Source organism: Polaromonas sp. P1_G4 (assembly GCF_056405475.1).
The window spans coordinates 1-17,757 of the sequence record NZ_JBFUCA010000017.1; the positions used below are offsets into that span (position 1 = coordinate 1).

Sequence of the window (17,757 nt, forward strand, 5' to 3'; positions counted from 1 at the left end):
CAGGTCGTATTCGCCCGCGGGGTACATGCCGGGCATCTCGGCGGTCTCGCCGCCGATCAGCGCGCAGCCGCTTAATTCACAGCCTTTGGCAATGCCGCCGACCACAGCCGCAGCCGTGTCCACATCCAGCTTGCCGCAGGCGAAGTAGTCCAGGAAGAACAGCGGCTCGGCGCCTTGTACCAGCACGTCATTGACACTCATGGCCACCAGGTCGATGCCCACGGTGTCGTGCATCTGCCATTCAAAGGCCAGCTTGAGCTTGGTGCCCACGCCGTCGGTGCCACTGACCAGCACGGGCTCCTTGTAGCGCTTGGGCACCTCAAACAGGGCGCCAAAACCGCCAATACCCGCCAAAACGCCTTCCCGCATGGTTTTTTTTGCCAGCGGCTTGATGCGTTCGACCAGCGCGTCACCTGCGTCGATGTCGACGCCTGCGTCTTTGTAGCTCAGGGGGGAAGTGGAGGAGGTGGTCATGTGTCGGCTTTGATGCAGTGGGAGGGCAGGCGGTCAGAAGGCGGATTTGCAGCCCGGAAGCGGCCTGCAAGCCCGATAGAATTCAGCCTGAGATTCTAAAGGCTGCCCATCAGGCACCTTTCGGGCCTTTCCAGGGACTTTTTCCAGGGTTCCTTCCGGCAAGCTCAACCCAAGGCTGTATGCAATTCACCACCACCCAAAAACGCGCCACCGCCTGGTGCGCCATCGCCGCGCTGGTCATCCTGGCGCTGTGGCTGCTGGGGCCGGTGCTGGCGCCCTTTGTCATTGCAGCCGTGCTGGCCTATGCGTTGACGCCGCTCGTGAACCGGCTGGACGACATGGGCAAGGGCCGCCTGCCGCGCGTGGTGGCGGTGGTGCTGGTGGAGTTCCTCTTCATCGTGGCGCTGTTCGGCCTCTTTTTGCTGATCGTGCCCATCATGGCCAAGGAGCTGCCCGTGCTGCGCGAGCAGGTGCCGTTGCTGGCCGACAGGCTCAACACCAGCCTGGCGCCGTGGCTGGCGCAGTTCGGCATCCATGTCGCGCTGGACGTGGGCAGCATCAAGGCCTTTGTACTCAAGTACCTCAATGCCAATTTTGAAGACCTGTTCGGCTCGCTGATGTCGTCACTCAAGCTGGGCGGCAGCGTGGCGCTGGCCATCATCGGCAATGCGGTGCTGATTCCCGTGGCGCTGTTTTACCTCCTGATGGACTGGGACAAATTTGTTGCCCGTGTGCTTGAACTGGTGCCGCCGCACCTGCGTGCGGGTTTTGACAGCTTCACTGACGAAGCCGACTCGGTGCTGGGCCAGTACCTGCGCGGCCAATTGCTGGTCATGCTGATCATGGCGGTGTTTTATGCGGTGGGGCTGGCGCTGTTCGGTCTGGATCTGGCCCTGCCCATCGGCGTTTTCACGGGCCTGGCGATGTTCATTCCTTACCTGGGCTTTGGCCTGGGCCTGATGCTGGCGGTGCTGGCCGGCCTGCTGGAGTTCGCTTCGCTCAAGGCGATCGTCATGGTTGCCGTGGTCTACGGCATTGGGCAACTGGTGGAAAGCCTGTACCTCACGCCGCGCCTGGTGGGCGAGCGCATTGGCCTGCACCCGCTGGCGGTGATCTTTGCCTTGCTGGCTTTCGGCCAGATGTTCGGCTTTGTCGGTGTGCTGGTGGCGCTGCCGGCCAGTGCGGTGCTGCTGGTGGGCATACGCCGCATTAAAGCCAGCTATATGGCCAGCCGGCTTTACAACAAGGCCGGCTAAGGCTGAACAGGGTCAGGATGAACGCATGGCGGGCATGAAACAGATTGCGCTGGACATCGGGCTGGCTTCCGCCCCGTCGTTCGCCAATTTTTTTGGCGGGCCGAACGAAGCCGCGCTCAAACATCTGGAGCTGTGGGCCGGCAACACGCTGCGCTCACCGGTGCCCACCTACCTCTGGGGTGAAGCCGCCAGCGGCAAAACCCATTTGCTCAAGGCCGTGCGCGAAACGCTGCGCGAGCAGGGCGCGGCCAGCGGCTGGATGGACGCCTCCATGCTGGAGCCGCCCGAGTTCAACGAATCCTGGGCGGCCGTCATCCTGGACGACTGCCATCTCTACACCGCGGTGCAGCAGCAGGCCGCCTTCAACTGGTTTGTGAACGCGCTCAGCGCACCGGACGGCCGCCCGCGCTGGGTGCTGGCCGCCGGCCAGATGCCGCCGGCCGACCTGGCGCTGCGCGAAGACCTGCGTACCCGCCTCGGCTGGGGCCATGTGTTTGCCCTGCAGGCCTTGACCGAAACCGAGCGGCGCGCCGTGTTGCGGCGCGAGGCCGATGCGCGTGGCGTGTTTTTGAGCGACGAGGCGATGGACTTCATGCTGACCCGCTTTTCGCGTGACCTGGGCAGCCTGATGCAACTGCTGGACCAACTGGATGCCTATGCCTTGCAAACGAAACGCGCCATCACCATCCCCCTGATCAAGTCGATGCTGGAGAGTGAATAAGTGACTGCCGTGACTGCGACTGCCAAATGACTGTTCCCCGCAAGATTGCTCTTTTTGACCTCGATCACACGCTGATCCCCATCGATTCCGACTACGAATGGGGAGAATTCACCATCGCGCTGGGCTGGTGCGACAGCACCGAGTTCAAGCGCCGCAACAACGAGTTTTTTGAGCACTACCGCGCCGGCACGCTCGACATCCACGAATACGTGCGCTTTGCCACGGAAGCCATCCGCAAGCAGGGCGCTATCAATTCAGGAGCTGGTCACGCACATTTTATGCGGGACGTGGTGCAAAAAGCCATTACAAAACAGGCCTTGGAGCTGGTAGGTAGCCACCGCGCCGCGGGCGATGAATTGGTCATCGTCACCGCCACCAACGAGTTCGTGACGCGCCCCATTGCCGACGCTTTCGGCGTGAAAGAGCTGATCGCCGTCGAGCTGGAGCGCGACGCCCAGGGCTGGCTGACCGGCGAGATTAAGGGCGTGCCCTCGGCCCGCGAGGGCAAGGTCACCCGCGTGGAACAATGGCTGGCGGCCCGGAACCTGGGCTGGAGCGACGTGGAAACCACGTTCTACACCGACTCCATGAACGATATTGCTCTGCTGGAGAAGGCCACCCACCCCGTCGCGACCAACCCGGACGAGCGCCTGCGGGCGCTGGCGACAGAGCGCGGATGGCGCATACTTGACCTGTTTCACTAGTTTTCCATGATCAAAAAATTTATCGACAAGCTGTTTGGCAAATCAGACAGCACGGATCCCGGCGCCAAGCGGGTCAAAAAATCACCTTTCGGCCAGCGCCAGGATGTCACCGTCAAGGAACACGGCATAGATGTCTCCCTGGTGGACGACCGCGCCATGGACGTGGTGCGCACCCTCAAAGACGCCGGTTACGAGGCCTATATCGTGGGCGGCGCGGTGCGCGACCTGCTGGTCGGCCTGCGCCCCAAGGATTTCGACGTTGCTACCGACGCCACGCCCGAGCAGGTCAAGTCGCTGTTTCGCCGTGCCTTCATCATCGGCCGGCGCTTTCGCATTGTGCACGTTATTTATGGCCGCGGGCGTGAGCACGAAGTGATCGAGGTCTCGACCTTCCGCGCGCATCTCGACAGCAGCCTGGCCGAGCAGGTCGGTGGCAACGAGCGCACCAGCAAGAGCGAACTCGCCGGCATGAAGCATGCGGTCGATGCCTCCGGCCGGGTGCTGCGCGACAACGTCTGGGGCCCGATCGAGCAAGACGCCGCCCGCCGCGACTTCACCATCAACGCGATGTACTACGACCCCGAAACACAGGTCGTGGTCGACTATCACAACGGCATCAGGGACGCGAAGAAAAAGATCATCCGCATGATCGGCAACCCGGCCGTGCGTTACCGCGAAGATCCGGTTCGCATCATCCGCGCCGTGCGTTTTGCCGCCAAGCTCAGCGCGCTGGGCTTCAAGTTTGAAGACAAGACCGTTGCCCCGCTACGCGAGATGAAGGGCTTACTGGCCGACGTGCCGCAGTCGCGTCTTTTTGACGAAATGCTCAAGCTGCTGCAGACCGGCCATTCGCTGGCCAGCATCGCGCAGCTCAAGTTCTTGGGCCTGGGCACCGGCATTTATCCGCTGCTTGATGTGGTGGTGGAAAACGCCGACGAGCCCTTCCTGAAGCTGGCCCTGCAAGACACCGACCGACGCGTCGGCGAAGGCAAGCCCGTGGCGCCCAGCTTCTTGCTGTCGTGTGTACTGTGGTTTGATGTACGCGAGGGCTGGGAGCGGCGCAAAAAGCGCGGCGAGCCCCTCATGCCCGCGCTGCAGGATGCGATTGACGATGCCTTCAACGCCAAGATCGGCGATGTCTCGGGCCGCGGCAAGCTGGGCACCGACATGCGCGAGATCTGGACCATGYAGCCCCGCTTTGAAAAACGCACGGGCAGCGYACCGTATTCGCTGCTGGACCAGCCCCGCTTTCGCGCCGGCTTTGATTTCCTGCGCCTGCGCGCGCAGACCGGCGAGATCGAAATGGAGCTCGCCGAGTGGTGGGAGAAATTCAGCACCGCCTACGACGACGAACGCCACGCCATGATTGAAGAGGCGCGTCAGGCGCAGCAGAACAAGCCGCAGGCGCCTCGGGTTCGCGTCAAACGTGTTGATGCCGAGCCTGGTTTGGGCCAGACAAGCCATGCCGAACGCACCGTGCCCGATGCGGCGGATGCGTCTGGCCAGCCGGGCGATGCCGCACCGGCCAAAAAACGCCGCCGCCGCCGCAAGCCGGCCAATCGCGGTGGTGCAGATGGGGCAGGCAGTGCCGAAGGCGCGGGCGGCGAGGCTTCTTCGCCTTCATCGGATAACGCGTCAAATTCCTGAGGCTCAGGTGGTCAGCGCCTACGTTGCCCTGGGCGCCAACCTCGGCGATGCTGCGGCGGCACTGCGGCAAGCCGTTCAGGCGATAGGCCGGTTGCCGCTCACGCAGGTCCGCCAATCTTCCAGTCTCTATAAAACAGCGCCGCTGGATACCGACGCGGGCGAGGAATCTGCGGCCCCTGGTAACGACTACCTCAACGCCGTCGTCGAACTMGAAACCGGGTTGACCGCTCCCGCCTTGTTGGATCACCTGCAACAGATCGAACAGCAGGCAGGCCGCGAAAGGCCGTACCGCAACGCACCGCGAACGCTGGACCTGGACTTGTTGCTCTACGGCAGCGCACGCATCGAATCAGAACATCTCACGGTGCCGCACCCGCGCATGATGCAGCGGGCTTTTGTGCTGGTGCCACTGGCGGAGATTGCGCCGGGTTTGGTCAGTGCGGAGCAGTTGGCGGCGGTGGCGCATCAGCCCATTGAGCTGCGGGGTACGCAACCGGTGTAGAGCGTAAGTGCCATTTGTATCAATGGCTTAGGTAGACCAAATAATGTCTACGGTAGTTAGAACGGTCACGATGGCAAGTTGTGCCCTCGGCGCGCTAAGCAAGTGGGCGGTCGGCAATTGCTCTCATAGTGCTCCGTCAACTTCCAGTAGTCATTGAAAAGGAACTCCAAGGTTCTGACAGCCTCCCCTAATTCCTCTAGCTTAATTGACATAGGGGGAATCTGTTTGGCTTGCTCCATCTCCCAGTTAAGGGCGATGAATTCGATCTTCGGTTCAATAGCAGATCTACTTGGGTAAACAGCCCAACGCCCATGGACGAAATCGTTACGAAGGGCCTTCACAGTTCTCGCGTGTTCGAACCATCGAGAAAAGTCGCGCATTGCGTCTTCATCCTCGTGGCAGTAAAGTTTCATCACTAGCGGTTCGAGTGCGTCCAGTCGTATGGCAAATGGCATGCGAGCGTTTAGCAGATGTTCTACTTTTTCCCCGCAATATGGTCCCATCCATTTGAGCTGGAGACCGATGTTGAAGTCGAAGCGTCCGAAGGCGTGAACTAGTCTTCCTAACAAGATGTGGAGGCGGTCTTCGGTGGTCGGTGCCGACGGGGCAATTTCGTCACGTTTCATTTTTTCTCCATGGAAGACGATGGATGACTGACGGTCTCTAGGGCGCCAGCCGCTCACGCAACCACCCCGCATCACCCTGCAGCGTATACCGCAGCCGGTCATGCAGCCGGCTTTTCCGTCCTTGCCAGAACTGCCAGTTGTCGGGCTTGAGGCGGTAGCCGCCCCAGTGCGGCGGGCGGGGCGGCTGCAGCAAAAATTTCGCACCGTATTTGGCTGCATTGGTCACCAGCACGCTGCGCCCTGAAATCACCTCACTTTGCGGGCTGGCCCAGGCGCCTATGCGCGAATCCAGCGGGCGGGTGCTGAAGTAAGCGTCGCTTTCTTCAGCAGAGACTTTTTCGACCACGCCTTCAATGCGCACCACGCGCTCGAGCTCTATCCAGTGAAATTGCAACGCCGCATAGGGGTTGCCCGCCAGTTCTTGTCCCTTGCGGCTGTCGTAGTTGGTAAACCAGGTGATGCCGTGCTCGTCATAGCCCTTGATCAGTACGATGCGGGTGGAGGGGCGCAGGTTGCTGGCCACGGTGGCCAGCGTCATGGCGTTGGGTTCGGGCACTTCGGCGGCGATGGCTTCTTTCAGCCACTGGTCGAATTGCTGGAGTGGGTCTGCGGCTGATGCGTCTTCGTTGAGTTCGGCGCGTTCATAGCTTTTGCGCAGGTCGGCAATGGAGAGGGTGGGCTGGCTCATGGCTCTGATTGTGCCCGCAGAGGCCATGTCCTTGCCTGCGGTAGACCTCGGTAGAGGGCGGGCTTGATACCGAATTAATATTCGTTTATATTCACACCCTTCCAYGAAGCCCAAAGACGATGAAAAGCAGCGCGCTATTGCCGAGGCCACCTTCAACCTGGTGGCCCAGACCGGTCTGAGCGGCCTGACCATGGCCGACATTGCCCGCACGGCCGGCATCGCCACCAGCACGCTGTACGTCTATTACCCGTCCAAGGACGAGCTGATCAGCCAGCTCTATGAAGAAGCCAAAACCGCGACCATGCTGCGCCTGATGGATGGTGTCGTACCCGGGACCCCCCTGCGCAGCCGTGTGCGCCGCCTCTGGGGCAACCTGCTGCGGCACCGGCTGGAGCGTTATGCCGAGGTCGTGTTCCAGGAGCAGTACTACAACTCTCCCTGGTTCACGCAGGGAAACCGCGAGTTGTCGACCCGGCTGGCGGCGAGCTTCTTTGCATTGATCGAGGAGGGCCAGAAGCAGGAGATTTTCAAGCCTGTGCCCTTGCCGTTGTTAACGGCTACCCTGGTGGGCTCGGTGCGGGAAACCGCCAACCTGATACGCACCCAGGTGCTGCCCGATGACGAGGCGGTGCATCAGGCGGCTTTTACGCTGTGCTGGGACGCCATCAAGGCCTGAATCTTTGAAACGCCTCTGAAAGGCAATACCCCTCATTTCTGCATGCCCAAGTTTTTACGGATAAAACCCTGATTTAAGCGAATATAAATTCGACAAGTAGCGCTCCCTTTTTCTCCCTTTTGATTTCCCCCTAACAAAAACCGCAAGGAGTTCCACGATGCCCACCCTCAACATCAACGGCAAGGACGTATCCGTCAACGCCGACCAATCCACCCCCATCCTCTGGGCCTTGCGTGACACGCTGGGCATGACAGGCACGAAGTTCGGCTGCGGCGCGGCGCTGTGCGGCGCGTGTACCGTGCATCTCAACGGCGCGGCCATACGCTCGTGCATCACGCCGATTTCTGCCGCTGCCGGCCAGAAGATCACCACCATCGAAGCCGTGGCCACCGACCGCGTCGGCAAAGCCGTGCAGGACGCCTGGGTCAAACATGACGTGGCGCAGTGCGGCTATTGCCAAAGCGGCCAGGTGATGAGCGCCACCGCCTTGCTCAAGTCCAACGCCAAACCGAGCGATGCCGACATCGACGGCGCCATGGCCGGCAATATCTGCCGCTGCGGCACCTATGTGCGCGTTCGCGCTGCCATCAAAGACGCCGCCCAGGCACTGGCTTAACTGGTTTAAAGAAGGAGAACACCATGTATTCCAACGCCTCAGACACCTTCGACATCGCCGCTCAACTGCCAAAGGGCCTTCAAGCCCTGATGCATAAAGCGCAAGCAGCTACCAAAACCATAGCAGATGCTGAACTGCCTCGCCGCAGTTTCCTCAAGGTTGCAACCGCCGGTGGCTTTGCACTCGGCGCTTTTCCGATGCTGACGCAAGCGCAAACCATGGCCACAGCGGGTGCACCGGCTGCGTCCAGCCTCAAGCCGACCCAGCAGCCCTCGGCCTTTGTGCGCATTGACAAGGACGGCACGGTGACAGTCACGATCAACCGGCTCGATTTCGGGCAGGGCGTGCAAACCGGCCTGCCCATGATCCTCGCCGAAGAACTCGACGCGGACTGGAGCCTTGTGAAGAGCCAGCATGGCAACGCTGACCCGGCTTATGTGGATCCGGCTTTCGGCATGCACCTCACGGGCGGCTCGGGCTCGATCAAAAACTCCTACACRCAGTACCGCGAGCTCGGCGCGCGCACCCGCGCCATGCTGGTCTCGGCCGCCGCGCAGCAATGGGGCGTTGATGCAAGCAGCCTGCGCACCCAGCAAGGCGTGGTGATTGGCCCCGGCGGCAAGCGCCTGACGTACGGCGAGCTGGCCGAAGCGGCCATGAAGCTGCCGGTGCCGGAGGCCGTCACGCTCAAGGACCCGAAACAGTTCCGCATCATCGGCAAGCCCACGGGCCGGCTCGACGCGCGGGCCAAATCCACCGGCGGGCAAAGCTACGGCATCGACGTGCGCCTGCCCGGCATGCTGACGGCAGTGGTGGCGCACCCGCCGGTGTTTGCCGGCAAGCTCAAGTCACTGGATGACACCGCGGCCAAAGCCGTTCCCGGCGTGAAGGCCGTGCTGCGCGTGCCGCTGGACCGCGGCGGCGAGGGTGTGGCCGTGGTGGCCGAGGGCTACTGGGCCGCCAAGCAGGGCCGCGATGCGCTCAAGGTCGAGTGGGACACCAGTGGCGTCGAGAAGGTCGACAGCGTGCAGCAACTGGCCAGCTATCGCGCGCTGGCGCAGAAAACCGGTGCGCTCAAATACAAGGACGACATCAGCAAGCTGGCGTCGGCGCCCAAAAAGATCAGCGCCGAGTTTGTCTTCCCCTATCTGGCCCATGCGCCCATGGAGCCGCTCAATTGCACGGTGCAGCTGAGCGGGCAGGGCGCTCAGGCCAAAGCCGAACTCTGGCTGGGCACGCAGATGCCGGGCCTGGACACGATGGCCGCTTCCAAGGCTCTGGGCGTGGCGCCGCAAAACATCAAGATGAACGTGCAGATGGCGGGTGGCGGTTTTGGCCGGCGCGCGATTGCCACCAGTGATTACGTGGTGGAGGCTTGCAATGTGGCGAAGGCGGCGCGCGGCGCAGGATTGACGGCTGCAGTGCGTACGCTGTGGAGCCGCGAGGACGACATCAAGGGTGGCTACTACCGTCCCATGCATGTGCATCGCGCCGAGATCGGTTTTAACGACAAGGGCGATATCCTGGGTTGGGACCACGTCATCGTCGGCCAGTCCATCGTCGGCGGGACGCCGTTTGAAGCCTTTATGGTCAAGGACGGCGTGGATGGCACCATGGTTGAGGGCATGAAAGAGCCTTACGACATCCCGATGCGGTTGTCCGTACATCACCCCAAGCTCAATGTGCCGGTGCTCTGGTGGCGCAGCGTGGGCTCTACCCACACGGCGTACGTCATGGAAACATTGATTGACGAAGTCGCGCGCAGCAGCGGGCAAGACCCTGTGGCCTGGCGCATGAAGCAGTTTGGCGGCAAGCACCCGCGCCATGCGGCCGCGCTGCAGCTGGCGGTCGACAAATCCGGTTATGGCAAACGCACTTTGCCCGCCGGGCGCGCCTGGGGCGTGGCGGTGCATGAGTCGTTCAACACCGTGGTGGCTTATGTGGTTGAGGCATCCGTCAAGGACAACGTACCGGTGCTGCACGGCATTACCGCAGGCGTGCATTGCAACCTCGCCATCAACCCGACCAGCGTTGAAGCGCAGGTGCAGGGTGCCGCGCTGATGGGTTTGTCGATGTGCCTGCCGGGTGCAGCCATCACGCTCAAGGACGGTGTGGTCGAGCAAAGCAACTTCGGTGACTTCCCGGTGCCGCGCATCACCGACATGCCGACGGTTGCCGTCTTCATCGTGCCCAGCGCCGATGCGCCCACGGGCCTGGGCGAGCCCGGCTTGCCGCCACTGGCACCGGCATTCGCCAATGCCATTGCGAAGCTCACCGGTAAACCGGCGCCGCGCGAGCTGCCTTTCAAGCTGGCGTGATGGCAGGCGGCAAGCCCACGGTGCTGGTGCTGGCCTCAGGCCGGGGTGAGCGCTTTGCCGCGTCGGGCGGCGGCACGCACAAGCTGCAGGCGCTGCTGGCCGGCAAGCCGGTGCTGCAGCACACGCTGGACGCCGTGGCTGCCAGCGGCTTACCCTGGCACCTGGAAGATGCCGGCCACCCTGGCATGGGCGACTGCATCGCGGCCGCCGTGCGGGCCACGCCCGAAGCTGCGGGCTGGTTGATTTTGCCGGGTGATTTGCCGCTGGTGCAGGGCACCACGTTGCAGGCGGTGGCCGACGCGCTGGCGCAGCACGCGGTGGTGGTGCCGGTGTTCAGAGGCACGCGCGGCCACCCGGTCGGGTTTTCGGCCGCGTGCCGCGATGCGTTGCTGGATTTAAAKGGAAATCAGGGTGCGGCGCCCGTTGTACGGGCGCAAGCAGCTATCAATTCTGTAGCATTCATTGACGTGACCGATGAAGGCACAGTCACCGACATCGACACGCTGGACGACCTGCGGCGTGCGGAAGAGTTGCTCGCCGCTCGCTGATTGCGGGAGGCGTGGGGGTCCATTCAAGCCTGAGCCGCGGAACCGGCTTTGCCGGGCCGCAGGCGGAGCACCCCCTGAGGGGGCAGAGAGCTACGCGAAGCGAGCGAACGTGGGGGCTAGCTTTTTATGACTGCGCAGGCCAGCCGCGGGCCGGAGTTGCCGGTGGGCTGGGTCTTGTAGTCGTCGGGGTCACGGTGAACGATCAGGCCCTTGCCGACGATGTCGGTCGTGCCGCTGCCGACTGAGAGGGTCTTTGATTCAAAGCTGAATTTCGCGACGCCGCTGGCATCGGCTTTCAGGCTGGGYAGGTCGCCTGTGTGGTGGGCCATGTCGGCATGGCTGCCGTGCTGCTGGCCGGTGGGGTTGAAGTGCCCGCCTGCACTCATGCCGTCGCCGCTGGAGCAGTCACCTTTTTCATGCACATGAAAACCGTGCTCGGCATTGGGCTTGAGGCCGCGTATCTCGCCCGAAACCAGTACCTTGTCCCCGCTCTGCACGAAGCTGACGGTGCCGCTGGCGGTGTTGCCGGTGGTGCTTTGCAATTGGGCCACGGCGCGCGGGCCACTCATGGATGAGGCGCAAGCGGCCAGTACAAAGGCGGCGGCAAGGGCGGTGGCAAGCGGTGCCAGGTGGTATTTCATGATGCAGGTCTCCTGATGGTTGATTCAGTGGCTGACTGTAGGGCGCCTTGCCCCTGCTGACAAGGCCGGGGCCTCCGCTGTCTGGGCCTATTTGGCCAGCTCCAGCAGCTTGCCCAGTGCGTGGTCGTGAATTCCCAGGGTTTTAAGTTTGTCGTAGGTGAGTTGCGCATATTCGCGCGTGGTGCCGTAGCGCCCGCACGAGTCCGAAAAGATCTGCCGGTAAACGTCTTCGCTGAGCACGCCCGTATGGTTGGGGCTGCGCTTGGACAAGGTGAAGGCCAGCGCCCGCACATTGCCCCCTGCAGTTTGGCAACGCAGCCACTTGGGGTCGTACACGCCGTTGGGCATTTCGCGTTCCCACAGCGCGGGCAGGGCGCCGGCAACCTGCGCCTGCGGTATCCGAAACACCATCCCCTTGCAGCTGCCGCCGTGCAGGAGGCCAAACACCAGGCCCGGGCATTCCGGCGTGCCGCGGTTCAGGCGGCTCCACATCTTCAGGGCGCGGTGGTAGCCGTGGATGGTCGCAAAACGTTCCTCGGCATGTTCAAACTCCGGACGCCAGATGAGCGAGGCATAGGCGAAGATCCAGAGATCGCTTTTACCGCCCCATTCGCGGATGACGGTCTCAAGCATGTGGTCCGGGTTGCGGGAAACGCTGATGCCTGGGCTGGCGGCTTGTTTGGCTGAATTTTCCACAGCCGCACTTTACAATGCGCTGAGTTTTTGTGACGGATTTAGTGACGGGAGTGGGCAATGTTTTCTCAGGACGATGAAGGCCAGCAAGGCTTGGTGTTGGCGGTCGTTCTCGGCCTCGTGGCCTTCGTGATCGCGCTGGTGGTGGGGCTCTGCGTGCATCGGCTCGGCCGGTCGCCTTCCGCCGCTGTTGTGCCTGCCCAAATATCCCTGCCCGTGCCCCCCGTGCCAGAGGTGGCGCCGACGCCTGCCCTGCCAGCCAGCACCGTGGACCATACCGCGAACATTGCCGGCCGGGCTTCGCAGGCTGCAGCCGACGCCGCCAGCGTGAAGGTGGAGCAAGGCGCGGTGCGGTTTTATTTTGCCTCGGGCGATGCAGACCTTGCGGACGGTGCGGGTACTGCCCTGGGCGAAGTGGTCAAGGCCGCCAAGGCTGGCCGCACGCTGGTGATCACCGGTTTTCACGATGCCACAGGGGACGCCCAGAAAAATGCAGCGCTTGCCCGGCATCGCGCCCTTGCCGTGCGCGAGGCACTGAAGCAGGCCGGTGTTTCCGATCGCCAGATTGTGCTGAAAAAACCCGAGCAGCTTGTAGGCGGCGGCAGCGACGCCGAAGCGCGGCGTGTGGAAATTACCCTGCAGTAAAGCCGCACCCGCGGGTTGTTTCAGAACTTTGCAGAACAGCTTTTGCCGCTGCGTTTCGTAACCACCTGGTAACCATGCGGCGGTAAACAGGCCGGTAACCCGTTACCATAGAGTCAGTAATAAAGTTACATACCCAGTGACTTGACCATGACCGGAGTTACAACATGGCCCTTCACCCCGCAGTTTTAAAAATCACCGCCCGCATCGCAGAGCGCAGCCTTCCCACGCGCAGCGCCTACCTTGCACACCTGCGCGCTGCCGCCAGCCGCGAACCCGGCCTGGACCGCATGGGTTGCGCCAATGTGGCGCATGCTTTTGCTGGCATGCCGTTGGACGACCGCTTCAAGGTGGTGACCGAGCGTAAGCCCAACATCGGCATCGTCACCGCCTACAACGACATGTTGTCGGCGCACACCCCGCTTCAGGCCTACCCGGCTTTCATCAAGGACGAGGCCCGCAAGCTGGGCGCCACGGCGCAGGTGGCTGGCGGCGTGCCCGCCATGTGCGACGGCGTGACGCAAGGCACCAGCGGCATGGAGCTCAGCCTCTTCAGCCGCGATGTGATCGCCATGGCGACCGCCGTGGCGCTGTCGCACGACATGTTCGACGCGGCGCTGATGCTGGGCGTCTGCGACAAGATCGTGCCGGGCTTGCTAATAGGCGCGCTGCAGTTCGGCCACCTGCCCACGGTGTTTGTGCCGGCCGGGCCCATGACATCGGGCATTCCCAACAAGGAAAAAGCCCATGTGCGTGAGCAGGCCGCGCAAGGCCTGGTCGGCCGTGACGCCCTGCTTGATTCCGAATTCAAGTCCTATCACAGCCCCGGCACCTGCACCTTCTACGGCACCGCCAACAGCAACCAGCTGCTGCTTGAAGCCATGGGCCTGCACGTGCCGGGCACCGCGTTTGTGAACCCCGGCAACGCACTGCGTGAGGAGCTCACGCGCGAGGCGGCACGCACCGTGCTTGGCATCGTCAAGGCGAAGCGCTTTGCGCCCATCGGCCAGATCGTCGATGAAAAAGCCATTGTCAATGCCATGGTGGCCCTGCTCGCCACCGGGGGCTCCACCAATCACCTGATCCATTGGGTAGCCGTTGCGCATTCGGCCGGCATCGTGATCGACTGGAATGATTTTTCGGACCTCTCTGACGTGGTGCCGACGCTGGCCCATGTCTACCCCAACGGCAGCGCCGACGTGAACCAGTTCCAGGCCGCAGGCGGCCCCGGCTTCATCATTCGCGAGTTGCTGGATGCGGGCTTCATGCATGAAGACGTGCTCACGGTGCGTGAAGGCGGCATCCGCGAATACACACGCGAGCCGGCGCTGGCCGGCGCGGCGCTTGTCTGGCACGACGCGGGCGCTTCCAAAGACGAGGCCATCGTGCGCACGCCTGCCAAACCTTTCAGCGCCACCGGGGGTCTCAAGCTGCTGCAGGGCAACCTGGGCCGTAGCGTGATCAAGGTCTCCGCCGTGCCTGACGACCGCCATGTCATCGAGGCATCGGCCCGGGTGTTTGATTCGCAGGAAGCCTTGCACATCGCCTTCAGCGCTGGCGAGTTGAACCGCGACGTGGTGTGTGTGGTGCGCTGGCAAGGCCCGCAAGCCAACGGCATGCCCGAGCTGCACAAACTGACGCCGCCGCTGGCCGTGTTGCAGGGCAAGGGATTCAAGGTCGCGCTGGTCACTGACGGCCGCATGAGCGGCGCTTCGGGCAAGGTGCCGGCCGCCATTCATGTGTCGCCCGAAGCCGCTGCCGGCGGCCCGCTGGCCAAGGTGCGCGACGGTGATGTAATTCGTGTGGATGCCATCACTGGCGAATTGAAGGTGCTGGTGAACGATGCAGAATGGACCGCGAGGCCGGTCGACACCATGCCTGCCGATTTGCGCGCGGCCAACGGCATCGGCATGGGACGGGAGCTGTTTGCCGGTATGCGCCGTCACGCGCTGACGGCTGAAGAAGGAGCTTTATCGTGGATGTGAACCTGAACGTCAGCGGAAAACTGACCCCCCTGCAGATCATGCAGGACGCCCCCGTGATACCCGTGATTGTGCTGACCGACGTGAGCCAGGCGGTGCCGCTGGCACGTGCGCTGGTGGCCGGTGGCATTCGCATGCTCGAAGTCACCTTGCGCACGCCGCAAGCGCTGGCCTGCATTGAGGCCATTGCACGCGATGTGCCGGAAGCCGTGGTGGGTGCGGGCACTGTGCGCAGTGCCGCCGATGCCCAAGCCTGCGCCATGGCCGGTGCACGCTTTGCGGTGAGCCCCGGTTACACCCATGCGATGGGACAGGCCTGTAAGGATTCCGGCCTGCCGCTGCTGCCAGGGGTGGCTACCGGAAGCGAGATCATGATGGCGCAGGAGGACGGCCTGACGGAACTCAAATTTTTCCCGGCCATGCAGGCGGGTGGCCCGGCCATGTTGAAGGCCTGGAACGGACCATTCGGCGACRTGCGGTTTTGCCCGACGGGCGGCGTCACGGTGGCCAATGCGCCTGAGTTTCTGGCGCTGCCCAATGTGGTGTGTGTAGGCGGGTCCTGGTTGACCCCTGCGGACACGCTGGCTCGCGGCAACTGGTCACACGTCACTGCACTGGCTTTTCAGGCCTGCCAGCTGGCACGCAATGCTGCCCGAGCCTGGCAGCCTGCCCGCTATTTATGAGGAAAATAGCGCTCCCAGCCTTGCTGGATGAGCGCAAGCCGCTATTAAAAGAATAGCAGCGAAGTGCAATGAACTAACGCAGGCCAGCGCCCGAAGCGCTTTCATCGCGCTGGATCAGCTCAATCTTGTAGCCGTCCGGGTCCGTCACAAAGGCAATCACCGTGGTCCCGCCCTTGACCGGGCCGGCCTCACGCGTGACGTTGCCGCCAGCGGCCTTGATCTTGTCGCAAGCTGCATAGGCGTCAGGTACGCCCAGCGCGATGTGGCCAAAAGCCGTGCCCATGTCGTAGCTTTCGGTGCCCCAGTTGTAGGTCAGCTCGATTTCGGCCTGCGCCGGGTTGCCTTCATAGCCCACAAAGGCCAGGCTGTATTTGTACTCGGGATTTTCCGAGGTGCGCAGCAGCTTCATGCCAAGAACCTGCGTGTAGAAGTCGATGGAGCGCTGGAGACTGCCAACGCGCAGCATGGTGTGTAGGAGTCGCATGGTGATGAAGGTGGGGAGTGGCGGACTGCCCATTGTCGCCAATCTTCGCTCCCTGTGCAGGCCGCATGCGTAGGGATGCAAAGCTGATGGCGATGCATGCCGCGCAATGACCGATGAGGGGCTTCGYGCGGTGGGATTTCCCCGGGACTACCTTGTTGCCGCCAAAGCCTCCAGCATTTTTCCTTGCAGCAACTTCATGTCGCCATTTTTCAGGATGTAGCCATTCATGCCGGCGTTCAAGGCTGTCCTGACATCAAGCTCATCGGAGTTCCCGGAAAGTGCGAGGATAAAAATACCCTGATGCTCCCAATCCCGCGAGCGAATCGCCTGGGTCGTTTGCACGCCGTTCAAACCGGGCATGTTCATATCCATCAAGATCAAATCGACGCTTGGTGTGCTGTCCAGGTGGGCCAGAACCTGGCGCCCCCCTTCGGCCTCCAGCACTGTCAAGCCCCAGCTTTTCAAGCGCTCGCCCACCATGATGCGGTTAAGTTCGTCGTCTTCGGCCAATATGACGGTTCTGCCTTCCAGCACATTGCCGGGGATGGCCGGGCTGGCTGCCTGCCGAGGCGCTTCCGGCGCTGCGGCGGCCTTGCCCATCCCGGTTTGCGGTATTGGGGGGAAGGTCAGCGTGAACTGTGTAAATTCACCGACCGCGGAATCGCAATGAATGTCACCACCAAAGCTTTGCATGGTGCGTTTGCAATACGACAGCCCAAGGCCTGTCCCCTCGGCCTTTCCTGAGGTCATGAAGGATTCAAACAGGTGTGCCAGCACCTCCTTGTCGATGCCCGGGCCCGTGTCTCTGACGGTTACCTTGTGATCGTCTATCGTCAGTACGATTGTTGCGCCGGACTTTTGGTCGAGGTAATAGAGCGCGTTCTTGATCAGGTTGAAGAGCACAAAAACATAAGGGGTTTCGTCCCCGTAAAAGGTGAAGTCCTTCACGACACGCACTGTGACACTGTCACGTAAGTTGCCACCATCACTGCGCAGGTGCCGATCGGGAAAACTGTATTCGTCCACCGCCTTCTGAGTTATTTTTGCGGCGGATAAATACTCAAATTTGCTTCGGTCCACCGCGCTGGACTTGAAGGATCCCAGGATCAGGTCAATCACCTGGTTACCCCTGTGTACAGCGATCTCCCCCATGTTGACAAACTGGCGCATGCGGGAAGTGTGTTCGGCGGGGACCGCGATACCGTTCGCGGGCAGCATTTCCCCGATACTCTCCAGGCTCATCTTGGCCTGTGCGAGCGGGTTGCGCATTTCATGGGCGATCGAGCCGGCAAGGGAGTTTGCAATGCGCAATTTCTCGGCATCTATCTGCTTTTCCGAAAGCTTGAATGCGGCGCCGCCGATAAGAATCAGCAGGTAGGCCGGAAGCTGGGCCACCATGTCCATGGGGATTGAGGGGTTGGGCGTGATGGCGACGTACAGCAACGCCGCGCTGCCGCAACCGATTACCAACATGGCAATCGTGTTGCGCCAGTCGGCGATCATGACCAGAAAACTGAGTGCGATAAAACAGTTGGAGATCGCGGGGATACCTCCGTGCCGCTTCAGCGATAGAAATACGTTGAAAAACGGCAGGCAATAAATCAATGCCCAGTAGGAATAGGCGAAGTAGTATTTCTTCAGCTTCTGGGGCCAGCGATTTTTCATCGCCAGCGCGGTAAAGAGAATTACGACCAGCACCCGCATTCCCAGGTCATCGTAGGGACGAGGATTGGGTTTCGTGAACCGTATCAGGTAAAACACCACATAGGTCAGGGCGCCTACGATGCCAATGTATTTGAGCAAGGGCCTGCCATGTGCGTGGTAAGCCTCATAGTGGCCAAAGAGTCTTTTTAACC

The 17,757-nt window shown here is 62.0% G+C and carries 19 protein-coding genes; 12 read left to right on the plus strand and 7 right to left on the minus strand.

Annotated elements, in window-relative coordinates:
* The coding region (locus AC1D1X_RS01745) for a phosphoribosylformylglycinamidine cyclo-ligase (protein WP_477697736.1) at positions 1–474 on the minus strand (474 nt) is incomplete at its 3' end.
* Between the two features lie 179 nt (positions 475–653).
* On the opposite strand from AC1D1X_RS01745, the gene AC1D1X_RS01750 reads away from it, so the two are divergent.
* Genes AC1D1X_RS01750 through folK form a run of 5 tightly spaced genes read left to right on the plus strand, consistent with a single transcriptional unit; the run spans position 654 to position 5,304 of the window.
* The gene (locus tag AC1D1X_RS01750; RefSeq protein ID WP_477671389.1) at positions 654–1,730 is read left to right on the plus strand and encodes an AI-2E family transporter; all 1,077 of its coding nucleotides are present in this window, start codon (positions 654–656) and stop codon (positions 1,728–1,730) included.
* A gap of 34 nt (positions 1,731–1,764) precedes the next feature.
* Positions 1,765–2,451, plus strand: coding sequence for a DnaA regulatory inactivator Hda (gene hda, locus AC1D1X_RS01755; protein ID WP_477671616.1), 687 nt, complete (start codon positions 1,765–1,767; stop codon positions 2,449–2,451).
* 26 nt (positions 2,452–2,477) lie between these two features.
* The gene (locus AC1D1X_RS01760; RefSeq protein WP_477671390.1) at positions 2,478–3,155 is read left to right on the plus strand and encodes an HAD family hydrolase; all 678 of its coding nucleotides are present in this window, start codon (positions 2,478–2,480) and stop codon (positions 3,153–3,155) included.
* A gap of 6 nt (positions 3,156–3,161) precedes the next feature.
* Positions 3,162–4,802, plus strand: a complete 1,641-nt coding sequence (gene pcnB / locus AC1D1X_RS01765) for a polynucleotide adenylyltransferase PcnB (protein ID WP_477697737.1) — start codon at positions 3,162–3,164, stop codon at positions 4,800–4,802.
* A gap of 7 nt (positions 4,803–4,809) precedes the next feature.
* Positions 4,810–5,304, plus strand: coding sequence for a 2-amino-4-hydroxy-6-hydroxymethyldihydropteridine diphosphokinase (gene folK / locus AC1D1X_RS01770; RefSeq protein WP_477671392.1), 495 nt, complete (start codon positions 4,810–4,812; stop codon positions 5,302–5,304).
* 65 nt (positions 5,305–5,369) lie between these two features.
* Here folK and AC1D1X_RS01775 read toward each other — a convergent pair whose 3' ends face one another.
* On the minus strand, positions 5,370–5,930 hold the full coding sequence (locus AC1D1X_RS01775; protein WP_477671393.1) for a hypothetical protein: 561 nt from the start codon (positions 5,928–5,930) through the stop codon (positions 5,370–5,372).
* A 37-nt stretch (positions 5,931–5,967) separates the two neighbouring features.
* Positions 5,968–6,618 (minus strand): pyridoxamine 5'-phosphate oxidase, encoded by a 651-nt coding sequence (gene pdxH / locus AC1D1X_RS01780; protein ID WP_477671394.1) that lies wholly within the window; start codon positions 6,616–6,618, stop codon positions 5,968–5,970.
* A gap of 79 nt (positions 6,619–6,697) precedes the next feature.
* Between pdxH and AC1D1X_RS01785 the strand changes: the two genes are divergently transcribed.
* The 4 genes from AC1D1X_RS01785 to AC1D1X_RS01800 all read left to right on the plus strand — a co-directional run bounded on the left by AC1D1X_RS01785 (position 6,698) and on the right by AC1D1X_RS01800 (position 10,776).
* A complete protein-coding gene (locus AC1D1X_RS01785; RefSeq protein WP_477697741.1) occupies positions 6,698–7,294 on the plus strand; it encodes a TetR/AcrR family transcriptional regulator in 597 nt (198 codons plus the stop codon).
* A gap of 157 nt (positions 7,295–7,451) precedes the next feature.
* Positions 7,452–7,910, plus strand: coding sequence for a (2Fe-2S)-binding protein (locus AC1D1X_RS01790; RefSeq protein WP_477671395.1), 459 nt, complete (start codon positions 7,452–7,454; stop codon positions 7,908–7,910).
* Positions 7,911–7,933: 23 nt separating this feature from the next.
* Positions 7,934–10,228 (plus strand): xanthine dehydrogenase family protein molybdopterin-binding subunit, encoded by a 2,295-nt coding sequence (locus AC1D1X_RS01795; protein ID WP_477671396.1) that lies wholly within the window; start codon positions 7,934–7,936, stop codon positions 10,226–10,228.
* Positions 10,228–10,776: a nucleotidyltransferase family protein gene (locus AC1D1X_RS01800; RefSeq protein ID WP_477697738.1), complete on the plus strand. Its 549-nt coding sequence runs from the start codon at positions 10,228–10,230 to the stop codon at positions 10,774–10,776. The genes AC1D1X_RS01795 and AC1D1X_RS01800 overlap by 1 nt, the downstream gene beginning before the upstream one ends.
* A gap of 116 nt (positions 10,777–10,892) precedes the next feature.
* Here AC1D1X_RS01800 and AC1D1X_RS01805 read toward each other — a convergent pair whose 3' ends face one another.
* A complete protein-coding gene (locus AC1D1X_RS01805) occupies positions 10,893–11,417 on the minus strand; it encodes a superoxide dismutase family protein (protein ID WP_477671398.1) in 525 nt (174 codons plus the stop codon).
* Between the two features lie 87 nt (positions 11,418–11,504).
* Entirely contained in the window at positions 11,505–12,050 is a 546-nt protein-coding gene (locus AC1D1X_RS01810) for a gamma-glutamylcyclotransferase (RefSeq protein ID WP_477671617.1), read from the minus strand.
* Positions 12,051–12,170: 120 nt separating this feature from the next.
* On the opposite strand from AC1D1X_RS01810, the gene AC1D1X_RS01815 reads away from it, so the two are divergent.
* The 3 genes from AC1D1X_RS01815 (at position 12,171) to eda (ending at position 15,417) form a co-directional block, all read left to right on the plus strand.
* Complete coding sequence (locus AC1D1X_RS01815; protein WP_477671399.1) at positions 12,171–12,755, plus strand: OmpA family protein; 585 nt, start codon at positions 12,171–12,173, stop codon at positions 12,753–12,755.
* Positions 12,756–12,919: 164 nt separating this feature from the next.
* Positions 12,920–14,737 (plus strand): phosphogluconate dehydratase, encoded by a 1,818-nt coding sequence (gene edd, locus AC1D1X_RS01820; protein WP_477671400.1) that lies wholly within the window; start codon positions 12,920–12,922, stop codon positions 14,735–14,737.
* A complete protein-coding gene (gene eda, locus AC1D1X_RS01825) occupies positions 14,728–15,417 on the plus strand; it encodes a bifunctional 4-hydroxy-2-oxoglutarate aldolase/2-dehydro-3-deoxy-phosphogluconate aldolase (protein ID WP_477697739.1) in 690 nt (229 codons plus the stop codon). The genes edd and eda overlap by 10 nt, the downstream gene beginning before the upstream one ends.
* Positions 15,418–15,490: 73 nt before the next feature.
* Here eda and gloA read toward each other — a convergent pair whose 3' ends face one another.
* The gene (gloA, locus tag AC1D1X_RS01830; protein ID WP_477671402.1) at positions 15,491–15,901 is read right to left on the minus strand and encodes a lactoylglutathione lyase; all 411 of its coding nucleotides are present in this window, start codon (positions 15,899–15,901) and stop codon (positions 15,491–15,493) included.
* A 147-nt stretch (positions 15,902–16,048) separates the two neighbouring features.
* A partial coding sequence (locus tag AC1D1X_RS01835; RefSeq protein WP_477697740.1) for an ATP-binding response regulator occupies positions 16,049–17,757 on the minus strand: 1,709 nt, incomplete at its 5' end.